This is a genomic window from Citrobacter tructae (genome assembly GCF_004684345.1).
In the GTDB taxonomy this organism is placed as follows: Bacteria; Pseudomonadota; Gammaproteobacteria; order Enterobacterales; family Enterobacteriaceae; genus Citrobacter; species Citrobacter tructae.
This window is the reverse complement of record NZ_CP038469.1, coordinates 3,030,666-3,052,465: the sequence shown is the minus strand read 5'-3', so window position 1 is coordinate 3,052,465 and position 21,800 is coordinate 3,030,666. Positions and strand designations below refer to the sequence as shown.

Annotated in this window: 19 protein-coding genes and 1 pseudogene; 14 read left to right on the top strand and 6 right to left on the bottom strand. The window is 53.1% G+C overall.

Features of this window, described 5'->3' with window-relative positions; all coding sequences use genetic code 11:
- Positions 1 to 75: 75 nt before the first annotated feature.
- A complete protein-coding gene (ssb1, locus tag E4Z61_RS15325; protein WP_135323521.1) occupies positions 76 to 609 on the top strand; it encodes a single-stranded DNA-binding protein SSB1 in 534 nt (177 codons plus the stop codon).
- Positions 610 to 725: 116 nt separating this feature from the next.
- Positions 726 to 1,028, top strand: a complete 303-nt coding sequence (locus E4Z61_RS15320; protein WP_240703826.1) for a hypothetical protein — start codon at positions 726 to 728, stop codon at positions 1,026 to 1,028.
- 181 nt (positions 1,029 to 1,209) lie between these two features.
- Here the strand turns inward: E4Z61_RS15320 and E4Z61_RS15315 are convergent, their stop codons facing one another.
- Positions 1,210 to 1,491, bottom strand: coding sequence for a YjcB family protein (locus E4Z61_RS15315; RefSeq protein ID WP_135323520.1), 282 nt, complete (start codon positions 1,489 to 1,491; stop codon positions 1,210 to 1,212).
- Between the two features lie 674 nt (positions 1,492 to 2,165).
- On the opposite strand from E4Z61_RS15315, the gene E4Z61_RS15305 reads away from it, so the two are divergent.
- Positions 2,166 to 3,752 carry an EAL domain-containing protein gene (locus E4Z61_RS15305; protein ID WP_135323518.1) on the top strand — a complete coding sequence of 529 codons (1,587 nt, stop codon included), beginning with the start codon at positions 2,166 to 2,168 and terminating at the stop codon, positions 3,750 to 3,752.
- 2 nt (positions 3,753 to 3,754) lie between these two features.
- On the opposite strand, the gene soxS is transcribed toward E4Z61_RS15305, so the two are convergent.
- A complete protein-coding gene (gene soxS, locus E4Z61_RS15300) occupies positions 3,755 to 4,078 on the bottom strand; it encodes a superoxide response transcriptional regulator SoxS (protein ID WP_135323517.1) in 324 nt (107 codons plus the stop codon).
- 86 nt (positions 4,079 to 4,164) lie between these two features.
- Between soxS and soxR the strand changes: the two genes are divergently transcribed.
- The 3 genes from soxR to E4Z61_RS15280 all read left to right on the top strand — a co-directional run bounded on the left by soxR (position 4,165) and on the right by E4Z61_RS15280 (position 8,348).
- Positions 4,165 to 4,623, top strand: a complete 459-nt coding sequence (gene soxR, locus E4Z61_RS15295; RefSeq protein WP_135323516.1) for a redox-sensitive transcriptional activator SoxR — start codon at positions 4,165 to 4,167, stop codon at positions 4,621 to 4,623.
- Positions 4,624 to 5,193: 570 nt separating this feature from the next.
- Complete coding sequence (gene ghxP, locus E4Z61_RS15290; protein WP_135323515.1) at positions 5,194 to 6,543, top strand: guanine/hypoxanthine transporter GhxP; 1,350 nt, start codon at positions 5,194 to 5,196, stop codon at positions 6,541 to 6,543.
- Between the two features lie 158 nt (positions 6,544 to 6,701).
- Entirely contained in the window at positions 6,702 to 8,348 is a 1,647-nt protein-coding gene (locus E4Z61_RS15280) for a Na+/H+ antiporter (RefSeq protein WP_135323514.1), read from the top strand.
- Positions 8,349 to 8,389: 41 nt separating this feature from the next.
- On the opposite strand, the gene E4Z61_RS15275 is transcribed toward E4Z61_RS15280, so the two are convergent.
- Positions 8,390 to 9,280, bottom strand: a complete 891-nt coding sequence (locus E4Z61_RS15275; RefSeq protein ID WP_135323513.1) for a LysR family transcriptional regulator — start codon at positions 9,278 to 9,280, stop codon at positions 8,390 to 8,392.
- A 101-nt stretch (positions 9,281 to 9,381) separates the two neighbouring features.
- Between E4Z61_RS15275 and E4Z61_RS15270 the strand changes: the two genes are divergently transcribed.
- Positions 9,382 to 9,792 carry a CidA/LrgA family protein gene (locus E4Z61_RS15270; protein WP_135323512.1) on the top strand — a complete coding sequence of 137 codons (411 nt, stop codon included), beginning with the start codon at positions 9,382 to 9,384 and terminating at the stop codon, positions 9,790 to 9,792.
- Positions 9,785 to 10,474: an LrgB family protein gene (locus E4Z61_RS15265; RefSeq protein WP_135323511.1), complete on the top strand. Its 690-nt coding sequence runs from the start codon at positions 9,785 to 9,787 to the stop codon at positions 10,472 to 10,474. Before E4Z61_RS15270 ends, E4Z61_RS15265 begins: the two co-directional genes overlap by 8 nt.
- Positions 10,475 to 10,518: 44 nt before the next feature.
- On the opposite strand, the gene actP is transcribed toward E4Z61_RS15265, so the two are convergent.
- The 3 genes from actP to acs all read right to left on the bottom strand — a co-directional run bounded on the left by actP (position 10,519) and on the right by acs (position 14,671).
- Positions 10,519 to 12,168, bottom strand: coding sequence for a cation/acetate symporter ActP (gene actP, locus E4Z61_RS15260; RefSeq protein WP_135323510.1), 1,650 nt, complete (start codon positions 12,166 to 12,168; stop codon positions 10,519 to 10,521).
- Positions 12,165 to 12,479 (bottom strand): DUF485 domain-containing protein, encoded by a 315-nt coding sequence (locus E4Z61_RS15255; RefSeq protein ID WP_045438627.1) that lies wholly within the window; start codon positions 12,477 to 12,479, stop codon positions 12,165 to 12,167. Before E4Z61_RS15255 ends, actP begins: the two co-directional genes overlap by 4 nt.
- Positions 12,480 to 12,712: 233 nt before the next feature.
- Positions 12,713 to 14,671, bottom strand: a complete 1,959-nt coding sequence (gene acs / locus E4Z61_RS15250) for an acetate--CoA ligase (RefSeq protein ID WP_135323509.1) — start codon at positions 14,669 to 14,671, stop codon at positions 12,713 to 12,715.
- A 436-nt stretch (positions 14,672 to 15,107) separates the two neighbouring features.
- On the opposite strand from acs, the gene nrfA reads away from it, so the two are divergent.
- The 6 genes and pseudogenes from nrfA to nrfG all read left to right on the top strand — a co-directional run bounded on the left by nrfA (position 15,108) and on the right by nrfG (position 21,526).
- Positions 15,108 to 16,544, top strand: coding sequence for an ammonia-forming nitrite reductase cytochrome c552 subunit (gene nrfA, locus E4Z61_RS15245; protein WP_135323508.1), 1,437 nt, complete (start codon positions 15,108 to 15,110; stop codon positions 16,542 to 16,544).
- 44 nt (positions 16,545 to 16,588) lie between these two features.
- On the top strand, positions 16,589 to 17,155 hold the full coding sequence (nrfB, locus tag E4Z61_RS15240) for a cytochrome c nitrite reductase pentaheme subunit (protein ID WP_135323507.1): 567 nt from the start codon (positions 16,589 to 16,591) through the stop codon (positions 17,153 to 17,155).
- Entirely contained in the window at positions 17,152 to 17,823 is a 672-nt protein-coding gene (gene nrfC / locus E4Z61_RS15235) for a cytochrome c nitrite reductase Fe-S protein (protein WP_135323506.1), read from the top strand. Before nrfB ends, nrfC begins: the two co-directional genes overlap by 4 nt.
- The gene (gene nrfD, locus E4Z61_RS15230; RefSeq protein WP_135323505.1) at positions 17,820 to 18,776 is read left to right on the top strand and encodes a cytochrome c nitrite reductase subunit NrfD; all 957 of its coding nucleotides are present in this window, start codon (positions 17,820 to 17,822) and stop codon (positions 18,774 to 18,776) included. Before nrfC ends, nrfD begins: the two co-directional genes overlap by 4 nt.
- 8 nt (positions 18,777 to 18,784) lie before the next feature.
- Positions 18,785 to 20,912, top strand: a pseudogene (gene nrfF / locus E4Z61_RS15225) (heme lyase NrfEFG subunit NrfF).
- Positions 20,909 to 21,526, top strand: a complete 618-nt coding sequence (gene nrfG / locus E4Z61_RS15220) for a heme lyase NrfEFG subunit NrfG (protein WP_135323504.1) — start codon at positions 20,909 to 20,911, stop codon at positions 21,524 to 21,526. The pseudogene nrfF and the gene nrfG overlap by 4 nt, the downstream one beginning before the upstream one ends.
- Positions 21,527 to 21,800: the final 274 nt, after the last annotated feature.

The window sequence follows — 21,800 nt, the reverse complement described above, 5'->3', positions numbered from 1 at the left end:
TAGTAAAGGCGCTATTGGAAATGCTACAATCCCGCGCTTACACTTATTAAGAAACGTTTTTCAGGAGACACGATCATGGCCAGCAGAGGCGTAAACAAGGTGATTCTCGTCGGTAATCTGGGCCAGGACCCGGAAGTACGCTATATGCCGAATGGTGGCGCAGTTGCCAACATTACGCTGGCTACTTCCGAATCCTGGCGTGATAAAGCGACCGGTGAGATGAAAGAGCAGACTGAATGGCACCGCGTTGTGCTGTTTGGCAAACTGGCGGAAGTGGCCAGCGAATATCTGCGTAAAGGTTCTCAGGTCTACATTGAAGGTCAACTGCGTACCCGTAAATGGACCGACCAGTCTGGTGTCGAGAAGTACACCACTGAAGTTGTTGTTAACGTCGGTGGCACCATGCAAATGCTGGGTGGTCGTCAGGGCGGTGGTGCACCGGCAGGTGGTAATGCAGGTGGTGGTCAACAGGGTGGTTGGGGTCAGCCTCAGCAGCCACAGGGTGGCAACCAGTTCAGCGGCGGCGCGCAGTCTCGTCCGCAGCAGTCTGCTCCGGGAGCACCGTCTAACGAACCACCGATGGACTTTGACGACGATATTCCATTCTAATCGTTGCTAAACGATTAATGACGTAGTGAAAAAGCCCCGTTTCGATGGGGTTTTTTTGTATTTGAAGAAACGTATCTGGCAATATTTTTACGCATAATATTGGCGGGACCACGCAGTTGGGGCATCGTGCCAGATTAGCCTTCTTTGGGTTATCTGTAGAAGGTAGTAACACCAAGGTTACTGTCGAAAATTTTGGTCTTATAAATAATTTTCTGATCGACTCTAAGTTCGTGCATAGCAATACTGCATTATATGCGCGCGGTGCTGGTTCAACCATTACGGTAAATGGTGATGTCGTTAATATTAATCAGGCAGGAATTAACAAGGTTAATTTATTGGGTAACCTCGACTTTGGCGAGAAACTTTATCCGAATACAAGCCAGATGAATATTACGCTCAATGGCGCGGATTCCTATTAGCACGGGCATAAAACTAACTACTTTGCCGAAAAAAACGGCAAATGGAGTGGCGATATCGATACGAACTGGCAGGTTAACGCGGGTTTCCGTATGGAATGGTCAGCCAAAGCCCTAAATTGATCCATTTAACCTAAAAATAAGCGTCCGACTGAAGCCAGGACTCAGTCGGACGCTTTTTTTATCAAGTCAGTACCATCGGCCAGTCTGGCGGCGTATGACTCATGACCTCTACCATAACGGATTGGATGTTATTCCAGATAGTGGACACGTCCATCAGGGTGATGCCGAGCAATCCGGTTGCAAACCAGCAGGCAAAAACTAGCCCCAAACCGCTGCTAATGACGGCCAGACCAATATAATCTGATTTACGAAAACGGATATTGAGCGTGCTGGCTAAAAACATCAGCACCGCGCTCAGCAGTTGCCACCGCAGAAGAACTACGCCAGTTGTTATTGTTGCCATGAAAAACGTCCTCAAAAAGTCTTGATGCCCAGGACAGCGTGGGGTTGTTCACAACAGGTGTGGCACTCTGGCTATCGACGGGCATGCACATCAATGAAACACTGTTTCTGTTACATTATTTTTGTGAACTATATCACATATGTTCGTTTGTTCACCAGTGCAGGACGCTATTTTTGTCGACTTATTACCTTTATTATTGTGTGGTTATATAAGCGTAAACAGAGAATGAATTATTCGTAATATACTCGTCATACTTCAAGTTGTATGTGCGTTGACTTCGCTCGTTCACTCCAGTCACTTGGTTATCTATGCTCCTGGACATTCTCTCCCTTGCCGCCTTCCTGCAACTCGAATTATGTAGAGTACCGAAGGTGTATTTATACTGCTTGTTATCTTTATCCTAAATTAATCTTTAAAAAAACTAATGTGTTTTTTATGAACAACCAGTATAACGCGGATAAAACATTACGATTTTTGCAGTGTGCTATTTTTAAATAAGCTTAACTTAACGTTTGCCTTACGGAAAAAGAATATCATTATTCTCTATTATCAGACTTTTACATAGAGACGGCAGTTGCTAATGTTGATAGATTCATGCAACTTAACTAGCCGGCGTTTATAGCATCCTGCCTTGATGGGTAATGGCATATACGATACAGGGAAATAGGGCTGACATGACTCACAGTGCGCGACGTAAGACGCTGAGATTCCTCGGAACGTTCACGGTGGTATTGCTCCCCGTGGTGCTGGCATTATGGTTTGCACACGTCAGGGCAATGTCCGAAACTCGTCATCAACTCCGCACTTTTGCTCAACTGGTCCTAAATAAAACGGAGCTGGTGATCCAGCAAGCCGATTTAGCACGTGATATGGCACAGCTGTATCAGGGGAAGATGTGTACCCTAGCGCATCAGCAAAGCATGCTAAATATTATTCGCGGGCGTTTATATATCAGTGAGCTCATTTATGCGCAGGCTGATCATTTTTTGTGCTCTACGTCGATGGCACCGTCAGCCCCATATATTATGCCTACGGCTGACTATAAACGTACGCCGGACATCTCCATCTATTACTATCGCGATACGCCGTTTTTTTCTGGCTATAAAATGACGTATATGCAAAGAGGAAACTACGTTGTCGTCATCAACCCATTATCCTACAGTGAGGTAATGTCCGATGACCCAGGTCTGGCTTGGGGAGTCTACGATACGGTAACGGATAGCTTTTTCTCTGCCAGCGAAGGGGCAAACGTAGCGCAGTTATTGCCGCTGGTACGTGGCGAAGCCTCCACGTTCCAGCAAGACGATCGCTTCTATACCATCGTTCATTCAGAAAAGCGGCCGATTGCGATTATTGTCTCGACCACGGGCGAGCGCGTAAATCAGAATTTCTATCATGAAGCTACGTTGACGCTCCCTTTCGGCGTTATCAGTAGCATCCTGATACTGCTCATGTGGTGGCGTACACGCCAACAATACTATTCTCCTCGTCGCCTGCTAAAACGAGCGATCAAAAAACGCCAGCTTTGCCTGCATTACCAGCCGATCATTGATATCAAAAATGGAAAATGCGTCGGGGCCGAAGCGCTGCTGCGCTGGCCCGGTTGTAAAGGCGAGGTTATGAGCCCGGCAGAGTTTATTCCGCTGGCCGAAAAGGAAGGGATGATTGAGAAGATAACGGATTACGTGGTTGAAGAAGTGTTCAGCGATCTGGGTTATTTTCTGTCGGCACACCCTCAGCTTTATATCTCAATGAATCTCTCTGCTTCTGACTTTCATTCGTCCCGACTGATTGCGCTGATTGCTGATAAATCACGTGATTACTCCGTTCGTTCACAGCAAATTAAGGTTGAGGTGACCGAACGTGGGTTTATTGATTTACAGAAAATGACCCCAGTCATTCAGGCATTTCGTCAGGCGGGTTATGAAGTCGCGTTTGATGATTTTGGTACTGGATATTCCAATCTGCACAATTTGTCTTCGTTGAACGTGGATATTCTGAAGATAGATAAATCGTTTATCAGCACGCTGGCTACCAACAGCACCAGCCACATGATTGCCGAACATATCATCGAAATGGCGCAAAGTTTACAGCTGAAGACGATTGCAGAAGGGGTAGAAACGGCTGAGCAAATCAGCTGGTTGCTTGAGCGTGGCGTACAGTACTGTCAGGGGTGGTATTTTGCGAAGGCATTGCCGCCGCAGGAGTTCATGCACTGGCTCCAACGGTCGCCCGCCATACTGACGCAAAGCGGGCAATAATCCTACAGACGGTGGCGATAGTCGCTGGGCGTGCGATCAAACTCGCGGCGGAACACTCGGGAGAATGTTTGTTGCGATACGTAGCCGAGATCCATCGCAATATCAAAAATAGGCCGTTCGGTATTGCGTAACTCAACGGCGGCCAGCAGCAGTCGACGTTGGCGGATATAGTCACCTAACGTCTGGCGCGTCACCGTGCGGAACATTCGCTGTAAATACCATTTTGAATAACCTGATTTTTTCGCGACCGCTTCAATATTCAGCGGTTGGTCGATATGTTCATCAATCCATTCAATAAGTGTCTGAATAATCTGCTGATGGGACATATGGCAGCCTCTTTCTCAGTATTCGATTCGTCGTTTTGTCTGTGGGCGAGTATAATTCCTCAAGTTAACTTGAGGTAAAGCGATTTATGGAAAATAAATTACCCCGTATTAAAGCGCTGCTCACCCCCGGTGAAGTCGCAAAGCGTAGCGGCGTGGCGGTATCGACCCTGCATTTCTATGAAAGCAAAGGGTTAATCAGCAGCATGCGTAATGGCGGTAATCAGCGTCGTTACAAACGTGATGTGCTGCGTTATGTGGCCATTATTAAGATTGCTCAACGGATTGGTATTCCGCTGGCGACGATTGGTGATGCGTTGGGCGTTTTACCTGAAGGCCACTCGCTCAGTGCGAAAGAGTGGAGGCAGCTTTCTTCGCAGTGGCGTGAAGAGCTTGACCGACGCATTCACACCCTGGTGGCGCTACGCGATGAGCTCGATGGCTGTATCGGCTGCGGTTGTTTGTCGCGCAGTGATTGCCCGTTGCGTAACCCAGGCGATCAGCTGGGCAAGCAGGGGACAGGAGCTCGATTGCTGGAAGATGATTAAAACTAAAGCGCCACAAGAGGGCGCTTTAGTTTGGTTCCGGTCTTTGTCTTTCACTCTATCCCGCTGGTTCACGGGAGGGTTTCCCCCGACATCAACACCCCTCATCGAGCACTTAGTGGAGGTTCCGGTTTGTGTTGATAAAGTAATTGTAAGCCACACCAGGACAATTTCCAGTCAATTGATGGTTTTTTAGCCGAAATTTTCCCAGCATCTTCACCCATTTTTCTGTGCGACTTTACGCGTGAAATAATTGCGGATGTTGCAATAACATAGCGAAATGTGTTGCCGGATTGCGCATTAACGATAACGTTTGCGCATCGGTTGGCTATTTCTTGTGCGCTATAAGAAGAAATGCATAAAAAGCGGCAAAGTTCTGTTGAAAATCGCCGTATGATCGCAGGATAATCGTTTGCTTTTTTTTACCACCCGTTTTTATGCGCGGAGCTAAACGTTTGCTTTTTTGCGACACCCCTTTTGACGCAAAGCTGGCACATGGAGAAAACGTTTAGCAGGCAGTGGATTGTCCATCACGCATATTGACGAAAAATAAACTCTCAGGGGATGTTTTCTATGTCTACGCCTTCAGCGCGTACCGGCGGTTCACTCGACGCTTGGTTTAAAATTTCGCACCGTGGCAGTACCGTCCGTCAGGAAGTCGTTGCCGGATTAACGACGTTCCTGGCAATGGTTTACTCCGTTATCGTGGTTCCAGGGATGCTGGGTAAAGCCGGATTCCCACCTGCGGCAGTATTCGTAGCGACCTGCCTGGTAGCCGGTGTGGGTTCTATTGTGATGGGCCTGTGGGCCAACCTGCCGCTGGCGATTGGTTGTGCTATCTCTCTGACGGCGTTTACCGCATTTAGCCTGGTGCTGGGACAGCATATTAGCGTGCCTGTTGCGCTGGGTGCGGTGTTCCTGATGGGCGTCCTGTTTACCATTATTTCCGCGACCGGTATCCGTAGCTGGATCCTGCGCAACCTGCCGCAGGGCGTTGCGCACGGCACGGGGATCGGTATTGGTCTGTTCCTGCTGCTGATTGCGGCAAACGGCGTTGGTCTGGTGATTAAGAACCCGCTGGACGGCCTGCCGGTTGCTTTGGGGGACTTCGATACCTTCCCGGTGATTATGTCGCTGATTGGCCTGGCGGTCATTATCGGCCTCGAAAAACTGAAAGTACCGGGCGGTATCCTGCTGACCATTATCGGTATTTCCGTCGTTGGCCTGATTTTCGATCCTGCCGTGCATTTTTCCGGTATTTTTGCCATGCCTTCTCTGAGCGATGCGGAAGGTAATTCTCTGATTGGCAGCCTGGATATTATGGGCGCACTGAATCCTATCGTTCTGCCGAGCGTGCTGGCGCTGGTAATGACCGCTGTCTTCGATGCGACCGGAACGATACGTGCCGTGGCTGGGCAGGCGAACCTGCTGGACAAAGACGGACAGATTATTGATGGCGGCAAAGCGCTGACCACCGACTCCCTGAGCAGCGTGTTCTCTGGTCTGGTGGGCGCAGCACCTGCAGCGGTATACATTGAGTCTGCAGCGGGTACGGCAGCGGGCGGTAAAACCGGTCTGACGGCGATTACCGTCGGCGTTCTGTTCCTACTGATCCTGTTCCTCTCTCCGCTCTCTTATCTGGTTCCTGCCTACGCAACCGCACCTGCGCTGATGTATGTCGGTTTGCTGATGCTGAGCAACGTGGCGAAAATTGACTTCGCAGACTTTGTGGACGCGATGGCGGGTCTGGTGACTGCCGTGTTTATCGTGCTGACCTGTAACATCGTGACCGGCATTATGATCGGCTTTGCTACCCTGGTAATTGGACGTATTGTTTCCGGTGAATGGCGCAAACTGAACATCGGTACCGTGGTCATTTCCATCGCGCTGGTAGCCTTCTATGCAGGCGGCTGGGCAATCTGATTTTTATTCGATGACGATCCTAAATACGGGTGGCTTTTGCCGCCCGTTTTTATTTTCGGAACACATCCCGTTGTCTTTTGCGTTACTCTGAAGAAGATAGAATTGAGGCACGACGCCTCTTGTCACATATCATAAGAAACATCGCAAACAGGGAACGCATGGAAATCTTTTTTACCATACTCATCATGACCCTTGTGGTCTCGCTGTCGGGGGTATTTACTCGTGTATTGCCCTTCCAAGTCCCTTTACCCCTTATGCAGATCGCCATCGGCGCCTTGCTGGCGTGGCCGACGTTTGGTTTGCATGTGGAATTCGACCCCGAACTGTTTCTGGTTCTGTTCATCCCGCCGCTATTGTTTGCCGATGGCTGGAAGACGCCAACGCGTGAATTTCTTGAGCACGGGCGAGAGATTTTCGGCCTTGCGCTGGCGCTCGTGCTGGTCACGGTGGTCGGAATTGGCTTTATGATTTACTGGCTGGTGCCGGGGATTCCGCTGATCCCGGCTTTTGCGCTGGCTGCCGTGCTGTCACCCACCGATGCCGTTGCGCTTTCCGGCATCGTCGGCGAAGGACGCATACCGAAGAAAATCATGGGTATCCTGCAGGGCGAAGCGTTGATGAACGACGCCTCTGGCCTGGTTTCACTCAAGTTTGCTGTCGCCGTGGCGATGGGCACGATGGTGTTTACCGTCGGCGGAGCGACGGTTGAATTTTTCAAGGTGGCGATTGGCGGTATCCTGGCGGGTTTTGTGGTCAGCTGGCTTTATGGCCGCTCTCTGCGCTTTCTCAGCCGCTGGGGCGGTGACGAACCTGCGACACAAATTGTCCTGCTGTTCCTGCTACCGTTTGCCTCATATCTGATTGCGGAACATATTGGTGTTTCCGGGATCCTCGCGGCGGTGGCTGCGGGGATGACAATCACCCGTTCCGGCGTGATGCGCCGCGCGCCGTTGGCGATGCGCTTACGTGCGAACAGCACCTGGGCAATGCTTGAGTTCGTGTTTAACGGCATGGTCTTCCTGCTGTTAGGGCTACAGTTACCGGGGATTCTGGAGTCTTCACTGGCGGCAGCAGAAGCCGATCCGAATGTCGAAATCTGGATGCTGTTTACCGATATCGTGTTGATTTACGTGGCGCTGATGCTGGTGCGTTTTGGCTGGCTGTGGACCATGAAAAACTTCAGCATGCGTTTTCTGAAGAAAAAGCCAATGGAGTTTGGCTCCTGGACCACGCGTGAAATCCTGATCGCATCCTTTGCTGGCGTGCGTGGGGCTATCACCCTGGCCGGTGTGCTCTCTATACCGCTATTGTTGCCGGACGGCAGCGGCTTCCCGGCACGTTATGAACTGATCTTCCTCGCCGCCGGTGTGATCCTGTTCTCGCTGTTTGTTGGCGTGGTGATGCTGCCGATTCTGCTGCAGCATCTGGAAGTGGCGGATCACTCACAGCAGCAAAAAGAGATACGTATTGCCCGCGCCGCGACGGCGGAAGTGGCGATTGTTGCCATCCAGAAAATGGAAGAGCGTCTGGCTGCGGATAGCGAAGAGAATATTGATAATCAGCTACTGACCGAGGTGAGTTCGCGGGTGATTGGTAATCTACGTCGTCGTGCCGATGGGCGAAACGACGTAGAAAGCTCCATGCAGGAAGAAAACCTCGAACGGCGTTTTCGTCTGGCCGCGCTGCGTTCAGAGCGCGCAGAGCTTTATCACCTGCGCGCCACGCGTGAAATCAGTAATGAAACGCTGCAGAAACTGCTGCACGATCTGGATTTGCTGGAAGCGCTGTTGATAGAGAATCAATAAACTGCAGGCCGGATGGCGGTTACACACCGCCATCCGGCAATTTACGACTCCTGGGTTAACCAAAAACCTTCGCAGCATTTGAGCCACGCCTGGGCGCTGTGAGAAAGATAAACACCTTCGCGCCAAATCATGCCCAACTGCCAACGTAAATGACTCTCCAGTGGGATCCAGCGCAGCGTCTGCTTATCCAGCTTTTGGCAAATCGGTTCCGGTAAAATGGCGATCCCGACCCCGGCTTGTACCATAGCGGCCAGGAAATCCCACTGCCCGCTGCGTACTGCAATGCGTGGCTTGACGTTGTGCTGGCTAAACAATTCCAGTAGCTGACGGCTCAGGGCAAAATCTTCGTTGTAGATCAGCAGCGGGTGCTCCGCCAGCGCCTCGGGGGAAATGGAATCACACGTTGTCCACTGGCCGGAGCGCGGCACCAGCACACAGAGCGGATGGCTGAAAAGTGGTAACGTCGCCAGCCCGCTATCTTCTTCAACTGGCAGCGCCGTCATTGCCACATCCAGATCGCCGTTCATCACCGCCTGTTGGACGGTTAAGCCGCCAAATTCTGCTATTTTCAGCTCAACCCCGGGATAGCGCTGGCGAAACAGGCTGATGGGACCGGCCATTAACATGCCGACCATCGGGGGAATACCGAGACGCAAGATCCCTTTATTGAGATGGTTAATATCGCTGAGTTCCGCTTCAAGCTGGCGAAATTCGGCGAGGATCGCCAGGCCGCGCTCGAAGACGATTCGCCCGGTGTCGGTCAACAACAATCGCCGCCCGTCACGAATTAACAGCGTACAGTTCAGCTCGTCTTCAAGGTTCTTCAACATTTTGCTGATAGTGGGCTGAGTGACAAAGAGCTTCTCCGCCGCGCGGGTAAAACTCTGCTGGCGAACCACTTCAACAAAATATCGCAGTGTTCTGATATCCATCATTATTCCTTAAGACTATGCCTGCAATGAGTTTAATTCATTTCAGTCCAGGGAGGTGGGTCTCTATACTGGCGCTCTCTATTTTTTACGGACACTCCCTTATGGCTGTGGCGATAAGCCGCGTGACGCCTGCCGTTATTCATCGACTCCAGATCCCCGTTCAGGTTCTGTTGTACGCAGGTTTATTTGTTTTTGCCCAATATCTTGTCTCTTGGCTGCATCTGCCACTCCCCGCCAACCTGGTCGGGATGGTACTGATGTTGGCGCTGATTGTGTGCCGGGTGATCCCACTTAGCTGGATACGCGCAGGCGCCCGCTGGCTGTTGGCTGAAATGCTGCTGTTTTTTGTCCCGGCGGTGGTCGCAGTGGTTAATTATACGCACCTGCTGCTGGTCGATGGCTGGCGTATTTTTGCTGTTATTGCGATCAGTACGCTTATGGTGCTCGGCGCAACGGCGTGGGTGGTCGATAAAGTGTATCGCTATGAAATGAGCAGGTTAAACCGTGAGTAATTTCCAGTTAAGCGTGCTGTGTCTGGTAATTACGTTGGGCATCTATTTTGCCAACAAGCGTTTGTATCGCCGTTTTCGCAAATTACCGCTGATGCCGCTGGTCCTCACGCCAGCGTTGCTGGTGTTGATGCTGGTGTTCGGGCATATCTCCTGGCAAAACTATATTGGTGAATCGCACTGGCTGATGTGGCTACTAGGGCCGGCGACCATTGCGTTTGCCGTGCCGGTTTACGATAACCTCGCGGTGATTAAGCGCCACTGGATGTCGCTGACGGCAGGTGTGGTCACGGCAACACTGGTGGCTGTCACCAGTTCGGTTTGGCTGGCTCGCTTATTGATGTTGCCCGATGAGATCCAACGTAGCCTGGCGGTGCGCTCCGTGACCACGCCATTTGCGCTGGCGGCGGCAGAACCGCTGGGCGGGCAGCCAGATCTGGTGGCGTTGTTTGTGGTGATCACTGGCGTGTTCGGAATGGCGGTTGGCGACATGCTATTTTTGCGTCTTTCAATCCGCGAAGGCATGGCGAAAGGGGCCGGATTTGGTGCGGCGTCGCACGGCGCGGGCACTGCACGTTCTTATGAACTCGGTCAGCAGGAAGGGGTGATTGCCAGCCTGGTGATGATGCTTTCCGGCGTGGTGATGGTGCTGGTGGCACCGCTGGTCGCGAGAGTGATGTTCTGAGAAAAGATGGTTCCTCCGGCCCGAGAGCCGGAGGGAAAGGGAGGTTAGTGCGCGCGACCTTGTTCTACGCCGTACCCGGTTTGGGAACGGATGAACTGAGCACGGAATTGCTCACGTTCGCGGTTACCTTCTGCGGAATTATCGGTGGCAGAGAAGAACCAGATACCGAGGAACGCCACGCTGATGGAGAACAGTGCCGGGTATTCATACGGGAAAATGGCTTTTTCGTGACCGAGGATTTGCACCCAAATCGTTGGGCCAAGCACCATCAATACCACCGCTGTTATCAGACCTAACCAGCCACCCAGCATTGCGCCACGCGTGGTCAGACGCGACCAGTACATGGAAAGCAGGATGATCGGGAAGTTGCAGCTTGCCGCGATGGCAAACGCCAGGCCCACCATGAAGGCGATGTTCTGGTTTTCAAACATCACGCCGAGCAGGATGGCAATGACGCCCAGCACCAGCACGGTGATTTTCGAGACTTTCAGTTCTTCACGCTCGGTTGCGCCTTTACGGAACACGTTAGCGTACAGGTCGTGAGATACCGCTGAAGCACCCGCCAACGTCAGACCGGCAACAACCGCCAGAATGGTGGCGAATGCCACTGCCGAGATAAAGCCGAGGAACAGGTTACCGCCCACCGCGTTGGCCAGATGCACCGCAGCCATGTTGTTACCGCCGATCAGCGCGCCAGCCGCATCTTTGTACGCCGGGTTCGCACCCACCAGCATGATCGCGCCAAAGCCGATGATAAAGGTCAGGATGTAGAAATAACCCATAAAGCCGGTGGCGTAGAACACGCTCTTACGCGCTTCGCGGGCATCGCTGACCGTGAAGAAACGCATCAGAATATGCGGCAGACCAGCCGTACCGAACATCAATCCAAGGCCTAACGACAGCGCCGATATTGGATCTTTTACCAGACCGCCCGGGCTCATAATCGCGGAGCCTTTCGGGTGTACCGCCATCGCTTCGGTGAACAGATTGTTGAAGCTGAAGCCAACGTGTTTCATGACCATGAAAGCCATAAAGCTGGCACCGAACAGCAACAGTACGGCTTTGATGATTTGCACCCACGTGGTTGCCAGCATGCCGCCGAACAGAACGTACATCATCATCAGTACACCAACCAGCACCACGGCAATGTGATAATTCAGACCGAACAGCAACTGGATAAGCTTACCGGCACCGACCATCTGGGCAATCAGGTACAGAGCAACCACCACCAGCGAACCGCAGGCCGACAGAATACGGATTGGACCCTGTTTCAGACGGTAAGAGGCGACGTCGGCAAAGGTATAACGACCGAGGTTACGCAGACGTTCGGCGATCAGGAACAGGATAATCGGCCAGCCGACCAGGAAGCCGAGCGAGTAAATCAGTCCGTCATAACCGGAAGTAAATACCAGCGCAGAAATCCCCAGAAACGAGGCCGCTGACATATAGTCGCCCGCGATCGCCAGCCCGTTCTGGAAGCCGGTGATGTTGCCGCCAGCGGTGTAATAGTCGTTACGCGAACGCACGCGCTTAGACGCCCAGTAGGTAATGCCGAGCGTAAAGATGACGAAAATAAGGAACATGACAATCGCCTGCCAGTTGGTTGGCTGGCGTTGGACTGCACCGCTAATAGCATCCGCCGCGTTTGCGGCGAAGGGCAGCGTGGCGGCAAGCGCCGTCAGGACTCTCTTCATGATGCTTTAACCTCGTGCAGAACTGCATTGTTAAGACGATCGAATTCACCGTTTGCCCGCCAGATATAGATCCCAGTCAGGATGAAGGAGATAAGGATCACGCCCACTCCAATCGGAATACCTCGGGTAACGCTGGTTCCCGCATGCAGCGGTGTTCCCAGCCAGCCAGGCGCAAAGGCAATCAGTAAAATAAAGCTGATATAAACCACCAGCATGATGATGGACAGAACAGCGGCAAACCGTTGCCTTTTTTCAACTAATTCCCTGAAACGCGCACTGTCTTCTATCCGCTGATAAATATTGTCATTCATCACAGAGCTCTCCAGAGGTCCCCCTGCGTCTTTCGCGCTACAGGTTCGTTGGCCGCACTCGCCTACCCCAGTCACATAGTGAACTATGCTCTTGGGGATATGCTTGCTTGCCGCCTTCCTGTAACGCGAAATCCTTTGGGGGAGGTTTTTATATTTCCCTCCCGGTGAAGAGAGGGTAGGGTCAGATTTGTAGGCCCGATAGCTGTGCGCCATCGGGTATTTCACGGTTATGGTTATGAAGGCATTGCGATGGCCTGCTTCTCTTCGAGCAGTTTCTCTACCACGCCAGGATCGGCGAGAGTCGAGGTATCGCCCAGATTGCTGGTATCGCCCGCCGCAATTTTGCGCAGAATACGGCGCATAATTTTGCCGGAGCGGGTTTTTGGCAGTGAGTCGGTCCAGTGCAGCACGTCTGGCGTTGCCAGCGGGCCAATCTCTTTACGTACCCAGTTGCGAACTTCGGCGTACAGCTCAGGCGACGGTTCTTCGCCGTGGTTGAGTGTGACGTAGGCGTAGATCGCCTGGCCTTTAATATTGTGCGGAATACCCACCACTGCGGCTTCGGCAATCTTCGGATGCGACACCAGCGCCGATTCGATTTCTGCCGTCCCCAGGCGGTGGCCGGAAACGTTCAGTACGTCGTCCACCCGCCCGGTGATCCAGTAATAACCATCTTCGTCACGGCGTGCGCCGTCACCGCTGAAGTACATATTTTTGAAGGTGGAGAAGTAGGTCTGTTCAAAGCGATCGTGATCGCCAAACAGGGTTCTTGCCTGACCCGGCCAGGAATCGGTAATCACCAGGTTGCCTTCGGTCGCACCTTCCAGCGGGTTGCCTTCGTTATCGACGATCGCAGGCTGCACGCCGAAGAACGGACGCGTTGCCGAACCGGCTTTCAGTTCGGTCGCACCCGGCAGCGGGGTGATCATGAAACCTCCGGTTTCGGTCTGCCACCAGGTATCGACGACCGGGCATTTTTCGTTGCCGATCTTCTTCCAGTACCATTCCCACGCTTCCGGGTTGATCGGCTCGCCGACGGAACCCAGAATGCGCAGTGACGAGCGATCGGTGCCTTCAATCGCTTTATCGCCTTCTGCCATCAGGGCGCGGATGGCGGTTGGGGCTGTATAGAGAATATTGACCTGATGCTTATCAACGACCTGCGACATGCGCGCCGGTGTTGGCCAGTTGGGTACGCCTTCAAACATCAGCGTGGTGGCGCCGCAGGCCAGCGGTCCGTACAGCAGGTAGCTGTGTCCGGTTACCCAGCCCACATCAGCGGTACACCAGTAGATATCACCCTGATGATAATCAAACACATACTTAAAGGTAGTTGCGGCGTAAACCAGATACCCGCCGGTGGTGTGCAGCACGCCTTTTGGCTTACCGGTTGAACCGGAGGTATACAGAATAAACAGCGGATCTTCCGCGTTCATCTCTTCCGGCTGGTGCTCTGGGCTGGCTTTTTCAATAAGATCGGACCACCACAGATCGCGACCTTCCTGCCAGTCCGTTTTTCCACCGGTACGTTTGAGGACCACCACGTGCTCAACGGTCTTCACGTTCGGATTTTTCAGCGCATCGTCCACGTTCTTTTTCAGTGGGATGCCGCGTCCGGCACGCACGCCTTCATCGGCGGTGATCACCAGGCGTGAATTGGAGTCGATGATACGTCCGGCAACGGCTTCCGGCGAAAATCCACCGAAGATGACCGAATGCACCGCGCCAATACGGGCGCAAGCGAGCATAGCCACCGCAGCCTCCGGGACCATTGGCATATAGATCGCTACCACATCGCCTTTTTTAATGCCTAAATCCAGCAATGTATTGGCAAAACGGCAAACGTCGTGATGCAGTTCGCGATAGGTAATATGTTTGCTTTGGGTGGCGTCATCGCCTTCCCAAATGATGGCGGTGCGATCGCCGTTATCCTCAAGATGGCGGTCAAGGCAGTTAGCTGCCAGATTCAGCGTGCCGTCTTCGTACCATTTGATGGATACGTTGCCAGGTGCAAAAGAGGTGTTCTTTACCTTGCTGTACGGTTTGATCCAATCAAGAATTTTTCCCTGTTCGCCCCAAAATGTATCGGGGTCAGTAATAGATTGTTGGTATTTCGCGTCGTACTGCTCCGGATTTATCAGGCAACGATCCGCAATATTTGCGGGAATAGCGTGTTTATGTATTTGGCTCATGGCTTTTGTTCTCCTTGTAGGATGTTAATAATATGTCTCATAAACGTTAAATGTAGGGGCTTTGGGAGTTTTGTTTGGGATTTGAGCGGCAGATCACGCAATAACCGAATTGTGCAAATTAGCGGCAAACTGATTTTTGAAGGGAACTAGCAAAAATTGATTAAATCTCGCGATAACATGCAGTTATATGAAAGCTGTTGAAAAGGTGATCTGTATCGGGAATAGACAAAAGAGTGAGAGGTTAAAGGGGGGTAATAACTCTAAAGTGGTATTTTACATGCACTTACAATTGATTAAAAACAACATTTTTAGTGTGGCTTTTTGTTAAAAAGAGGGTGGAGCAATGTCATGACAGTATGCGTGTGGTTGCTGTTATGGAAAACAATAAAAGAATCGCCATTGCAGACAATGGCGTCATCTGGATGAGACCCCCTCTATGGCAAGGACAAAATCACCCGTACTCCGTTTTTTCAGCCTGATATTACCGTTTTTATTTATCTCTGCCGTTCACGCTGAACAAACCCCAGTACCCGCAAAAACCGTCACCGTTGAAGCGAAGAATGAAACTTTCGCCCCTCAGCATCCCGATCAATATCTCTCATGGAAAGCCACGTCGGAGCAGTCCGCACGTGAAGATGCGCTGGCAGAAGATCCGCGACTGGTGATTCTGTGGGCGGGATATCCATTCTCGCGTGATTACAACAAACCGCGTGGACACGCGTATGCCGTGACCGATGTCCGTGAAACCTTACGTACCGGCGCGCCAAAAACGGCGGAAGACGGCCCGCTGCCGATGGCTTGCTGGAGCTGTAAAAGCCCGGACGTAGCGCGTCTGATCCAGAAAGACGGGGAAGACGGTTACTTCCACGGCAAATGGGCTCGCGGCGGCCCAGAAATTGTTAACAACTTAGGCTGCGGCGATTGCCATAACACCGCATCGCCAGATTTCGCCAAAGGTAAGCCTGAATTGACGCTGTCTCGTCCTTACGCGGAACGCGCAATGGAAACTATTGGCAAACCGTTTGATAAAGCCGGTCGCTTTGACCAGCAGTCCATGGTCTGCGGCCAGTGCCACGTGGAGTACTACTTCGACGGTAAAAACAAAGCCGTTAAGTTCCCGTGGGACGAGGGGATGAAAGTCGAGAACATGGAGAAATACTACGACGCCATTGCATTCTCTGACTGGACTAACTCCCTGTCTAAAACGCCAATGCTGAAAGCACAGCACCCGGAATATGAAACCTGGACTGCGGGCATTCATGGCAAGAACAACGTGACCTGTATTGACTGTCACATGCCGAAAGTGCAAAACGCCGAAGGCAAGATCTACACCGACCATAAAATTGGTAACCCGTTCGATAACTTCCCTCAGACCTGCGCCAACTGCCACACCCAGGACAAAGCGTCCCTGCAAAAAGTTGTCGCCGAGCGTAAACAAGCGATTCATGACCTGAAAATCAAGGTTGAAGATCAGCTGGTACATGCCCACTTCGAAGCGAAAGCGGCATGGGATGCGGGCGCAACGGAAGCCGAAATGAAGCCGATTCTGGAAGATATCCGTCACGCGCAATGGCGCTGGGATCTGTCAATCGCTTCGCACGGTATTCACATGCACGCGCCGGAAGAAGGTCTGCGCATGTTGGGTAGCGCGATGGATAAAGCCGCCGATGCGCGTACCAAACTGGTGCGTCTGCTGGCGACCAAAGGCATCACGCATGAAATCCCGTTACCGGATATCTCTACCAAAGAGAAAGCCCAGAAGGCGATCGGTTTGAACATGGAGCAAATCAATGCTGAGAAGCAGGACTTCATCAAAACGGTGATTCCGCAATGGGAAGACCAGGCGCGTAAAAACGGTCTGTTAAGCCAATAACCCCATTCCGCCCCGCAAGGGGCGGATAACTCAACGGAGTGAATATGAGCGTATTACGTTCGTTATTAACTGCTGGGGTGCTGGCGTCAGGCCTGTTCTGGAGCCTGTGCGGGAATGCCGCCACACCCACACCACAGGAATCGGATCAACGCTGGACGGTAACCCAACAGCGTAGCCCGGATGCCGCCTGTCTGGATTGTCACAAACCAGACACCGAAGGCATGCATGGTAAACATGCAGAAGTCATCAACCCGAATAATAAACTGCCGGTTACCTGCACCAACTGTCACGGCCAGCCGTCACCGAACCACCGCGAAGGGGTGAAGGATGTGATGCGCTTTAACGAGCCGATGTACAACGTGGAGCAGCAGAACAGCGTCTGTATGTCCTGTCACCTGCCTGAGCAGTTGCAAAAAGCGTTCTGGCCGCACGATGTCCACGTGACTAAAGTGGCCTGTGCCAGCTGTCACTCACTGCATCCGAAGCAAGACACGATGCAGACGCTAAGCGATAAAGGACGGATTAAGATTTGCGTCGATTGCCACAGCGATCAGCGTAACAATCCAAACTTTAACCCGGCGTCGATTCCCTTGCTTAAGGAGCATCCATGAGTTGCTCTCGTCGCCAGTTTATCACCGGCGTCGGCGCGCTGGTGGCTGTTAGCGGGACGGCGGGACGCGTTGTGGCGAAGACGTTAAACATCAACGGCGTGCGTTACGGTATGGTACATGATGAGTCATTATGCATCGGCTGCACCGCCTGTATGGACGCCTGTCGGGAAGTTAACAACGTGCCGGAAGGCGTGTCGCGTCTGACGATTATTCGCAGCGAGCCGCTGGGGACCTTTCCTGATGTGAAGTACCGCTTCTTCCGCCACTCGTGTCAGCACTGCGATCACGCCCCCTGTGTTGACGTCTGTCCGACGGGGGCATCGTATCGCGATGCCGCCAGCGGCATTGTGGATGTGAACCCGGATCTGTGCGTCGGCTGCCAGTATTGCATCGCCGCCTGCCCGTACCGCGTGCGCTTTATTCATCCGGTCAACAAGACGGCGGATAAGTGCGACTTCTGCCGTAAAACCAACCTGAAAGCGGGCAAACAACCCGCCTGCGTTGAGTCATGTCCGACGAAAGCGCTGACGTTTGGTAACCTGGACGATCCCAACAGCGAGATCTCTCGTCTGTTGCACCAGAAAAATACCTACCGTTACAAGCTGGCGCTGGGCACCAAACCGAAGGTCTACCGCGTTCCCTTTAAATATGGGGAGGTGAGCCAATGACACCCGCTTCTGCATTCCATTTTGAATCACTGGTGTGGGACTGGCCCATCGCCATCTATCTGTTCCTGATCGGTATTTCCGCCGGACTGGTGACGCTGTCGGTATTGTTGCGACGACTGCACCCGGAAGCGGGCGGTTCAGACAGCACGTTACTTCGTACCACGCTGGTACTCGGGCCGGGGGCAATTATTCTTGGCCTGCTGATCCTGGTCTTTCACCTGACGCGTCCATGGACTTTCTGGAAACTGATGTTCCACTACAGCTTCACCTCGGTGATGTCGATGGGGGTCATGCTGTTCCAGGTATATATGGTGGTGCTGGTGCTGTGGCTGGCAAAAATCTTTGAAAAAGAGGTGATTGCCCTGCAACAGCGGTTCGTGCCGCGACTGACGATCGTGCCAAAACTACTGACGCTAATCACGCCGTTCCATCGTGCGCTTGAGACGCTGATGTTGGTGCTGGCGGTTCTGCTCGGGGCCTACACCGGATTCCTGCTGTCGGCACTGAAATCTTACCCGTTCCTGAATAACCCGATCCTGCCGGTGCTGTTCCTGTTCTCCGGGATCTCCTCCGGTGCGGCGGTGGCGCTGATCGCTATGGCGCTGCGTCATCGCAGTAACCCGCATAGCACCGAGGCGCACTTTGTACACCGCATGGAAACCCCGGTGGTGTGGCTGGAAATCTTCCTGCTGGCGGCGTTCTTCGTCGGGCTGGCGTTGGGCGATGACGGCAAGATGCGCGCACTGGCTGCGGCGCTGGGCGGCGGTTTCTGGACCTGGTGGTTCTGGCTTGGCGTGGCTGGGTTGGGGCTGATCCTGCCGATGCTGCTGAAACCGTGGGCTAATCGCAGCTCGACGTTTCACGGCGTGCTGGCGGTGTGCGGCGCGAGCCTGACTGGTGTGCTGCTGCTGCGCTTTTTTATTCTCTATGCGGGTCAGCTAACCGTTGCGTAAGGTGATTTCTGGACGTACTCCTTCCTGAAGCCGGTTTTCTGGCATTGTTGTTAAGTCTCGGGGTCAACGTGTTGACCCCGCTTGCCGTGTTGGCGGGTGTCCGCCAGCGCTGGCAGGGCGTTATGCGTCTGGCCTGCGTTGGTGTATGGACGCAGTTTGCGCTGTTGCTGCTGGCTTTTGCCATACTGGTGTTCTGTTTCCTGACCAGCGACTTCTCCGTTGTTTACGTGGCTCAGCACAGCTATAGCCTGTTGCCGTGGGGTTTAAAGCTGGCGGCAGTGTGGGGCGGTCATGAAGGATCGCTGCTGCTGTGGGTGCTGTTTCTTTCCGCTTGGAGCGCGCTGTTCGCCTGGCGCTCCCGGCGCGAGCCGGACGCGCTGTTTCCGCTGACCTTAAGCGTCCTGTCCATGATGACGGCCTCACTGCTGCTGTTCGTGGTGGTGTGGTCCGATCCGTTTGTACGCATTTTCCCGCCAGCGATTGAAGGGCGCGACCTGAACCCGATGCTGCAACATTTGGGGCTGATCCTGCATCCGCCGCTGCTGTATCTGGGCTACGGTGGTCTGATGGTGGCGGCCGGTGTGGCGCTGGCCTCGCTGCTGCGTGGCGGGTTTAACGCACAGATTGCCTGGGTATGCTGGCGCTGGGCGCTGCCCGGCTGGTGCGCCCTGACGCTGGGGATTATCCTCGGTTCCTGGTGGGCGTACTGCGAACTGGGCTGGGGCGGTTGGTGGTTCTGGGACCCGGTAGAAAATGCCTCCTTATTACCCTGGTTGTCCGCCAGCGCGCTACTGCATAGCCTGTACGTCTCGCGCCAGCGCAGAGGCTTCCAGCATTGGTCGCTGCTGCTGGCGATTGTCACGCTGATTTTATCGCTGCTTGGCACGCTGATTGTGCGTTCCGGCATTCTGGTTTCTGTGCATGCCTTCGCGCTGGATAACGTCCGTGCCGCGCCGCTGTTTGCGCTGTTTACCGTGTTAAGTCTGGCTTCTCTCGGGCTGTACGCCTGGCGGGCGCGGGATGTACGCCAGACTGCGCGTTTTGGCGGCTGGTCGCGTGAGATGTTGATTCTGGTTGCGCTGCTGCTCTTTTGCGCGGTACTGCTGATCGTGCTGATTGGCACGCTGTACCCGATGATCTACGGTCTGTTTGGCTGGGGACGACTTTCCGTTGGCGCACCTTATTTCAACCGCGCGACGCTGCCGTTTGGCCTGCTGATGCTGGTGGTCATCGTGCTGGCGACGATCAGAAGCCGGAAGGCGTCGCTGCGAAGCCAGCTTCCGGCGCTGCTGGCGCATACCGGCGTACTGGTTTTTGCTGCAGGGATTGTTTTCTCCAGCGGGAGCCGTCAGGAAGTGAGCCTGAATTTGAGTCCAGGGCAGCAGGTCGAGCTGGCGGGCTACGTTTTCCGTTTCGAACGCCTCGATCTGGAAGCAAAAGGAAACTACACCAGCGAAAAAGCGCTGATTACGCTGTGGCAGAATGAAAAACGTATCGGCAGTCTGCAACCGGAGAGACGCTTCTATGCCGCGCGTCGCCAGCAAATGATGGAGCCGGGTATCCGCTGGAACTTGCTGCATGACTGGTATGCGGTGATCGGCGAAAAAACCGGACAGGACCGCTACGCGATGCGCCTGTACGTGCAAAGCGGTGTACGTTGGGTATGGGGCGGTGGGCTGCTGATGGTACTCGGTGCGCTGCTCAGCGGCTGGCGGGGGAGGATGCGCGATGCGTAGTATCTGCGGTTTTATCATCCTGTTTTTCATCACCTTCGCGACGCATGCCCAAGTTGTGGACACCTGGCGCTTTGATAACCCGCAACAGCAGGAAAAAGCCCTGTCTATTGCTAGCCAACTGCGCTGCCCGCAGTGTCAGAATCAAAACTTACTGGAATCCAATGCGCCGGTGGCGGTCAGCATGCGCCATCAGGTGTACAACATGGTGGCAGAGGGGAAAAACGAAGACGAGATCACCACGTGGATGACCGATCGTTACGGTGATTTCGTCCGGTATAACCCTCCGCTCAATGAGCAAACGCTGCTGCTGTGGGCACTGCCGTGTTTGTTACTGCTGCTGGTGGGGGTGATCATCTGGCGGGTGAGAGCGTGCCAACGCGTAGAAGAGGACAAACGATGAGTCAGCCTGAATGTTCCGCACCGTTACGTCCGATGCCTGTGAAACGACTGGCCGCAGCGGCTGTACTGATGGTTACTGCCTGCATTGGGGCTTATCTGATGACGCCAAAATGGCAGGCGGTGCGTCAGGAGCAGGTGAGACTGGCAGATCCCCTGCATGCGTTTTCTGATGAGAATATTCAAGAAAAACAGCTGCTTTCGCTGCAAGCAAAAATTCGCGCCAACCCGCAAGACAGCACACAATGGGCGCAACTGGGTGAATATTATCTTTGGCAAAACGCGTATCATAATGCGCTACTGGCCTATGAGCAGGCGCTGCGTTTGCGCGGTGCAAACGCCGAAATCTATTCGGCGCTGGCGACGGTGTTGTACTATCAGGCCGGGCAACATATGACGCCGCCCACCCGTGAAATGATCGATAAATCGCTGGCACTGGACCCGACAGAAGTCACCGCGCTGATGCTGCTGGCTTCCGATGCGTTTATGCAGGCCGACTACGCGCAGGCCATTTTGAAGTGGCAAAAGGTCCTCGATTTAAACTCGCCGAGAGTGGATCGCGCACAGCTGATTGACTCGATTAATATGGCGAAATTGCTGCAGAATCGACAAAAATAATTTTGTTTTTTTGTGATTTGCATCATTTTGCCTGTTTAAAAAACAGGCGATCGAACAAATGGGCAAAAAAAACTCACACCATGACTTCTTCATTTTTTATCAAATCAAAATTCTTTTATAACAAAAAGTTATTCATCATCAGCAGCACAAAATCGCATTCTTATGCATAAATTCAGCAAAAGGCCCCGTTCTTAGAGGGTTGCGCTGAATGCCACGCTAATGATAATGATAATAAGCGTTAAAAAACTCCATAAACGAACGCAACACAATTCAT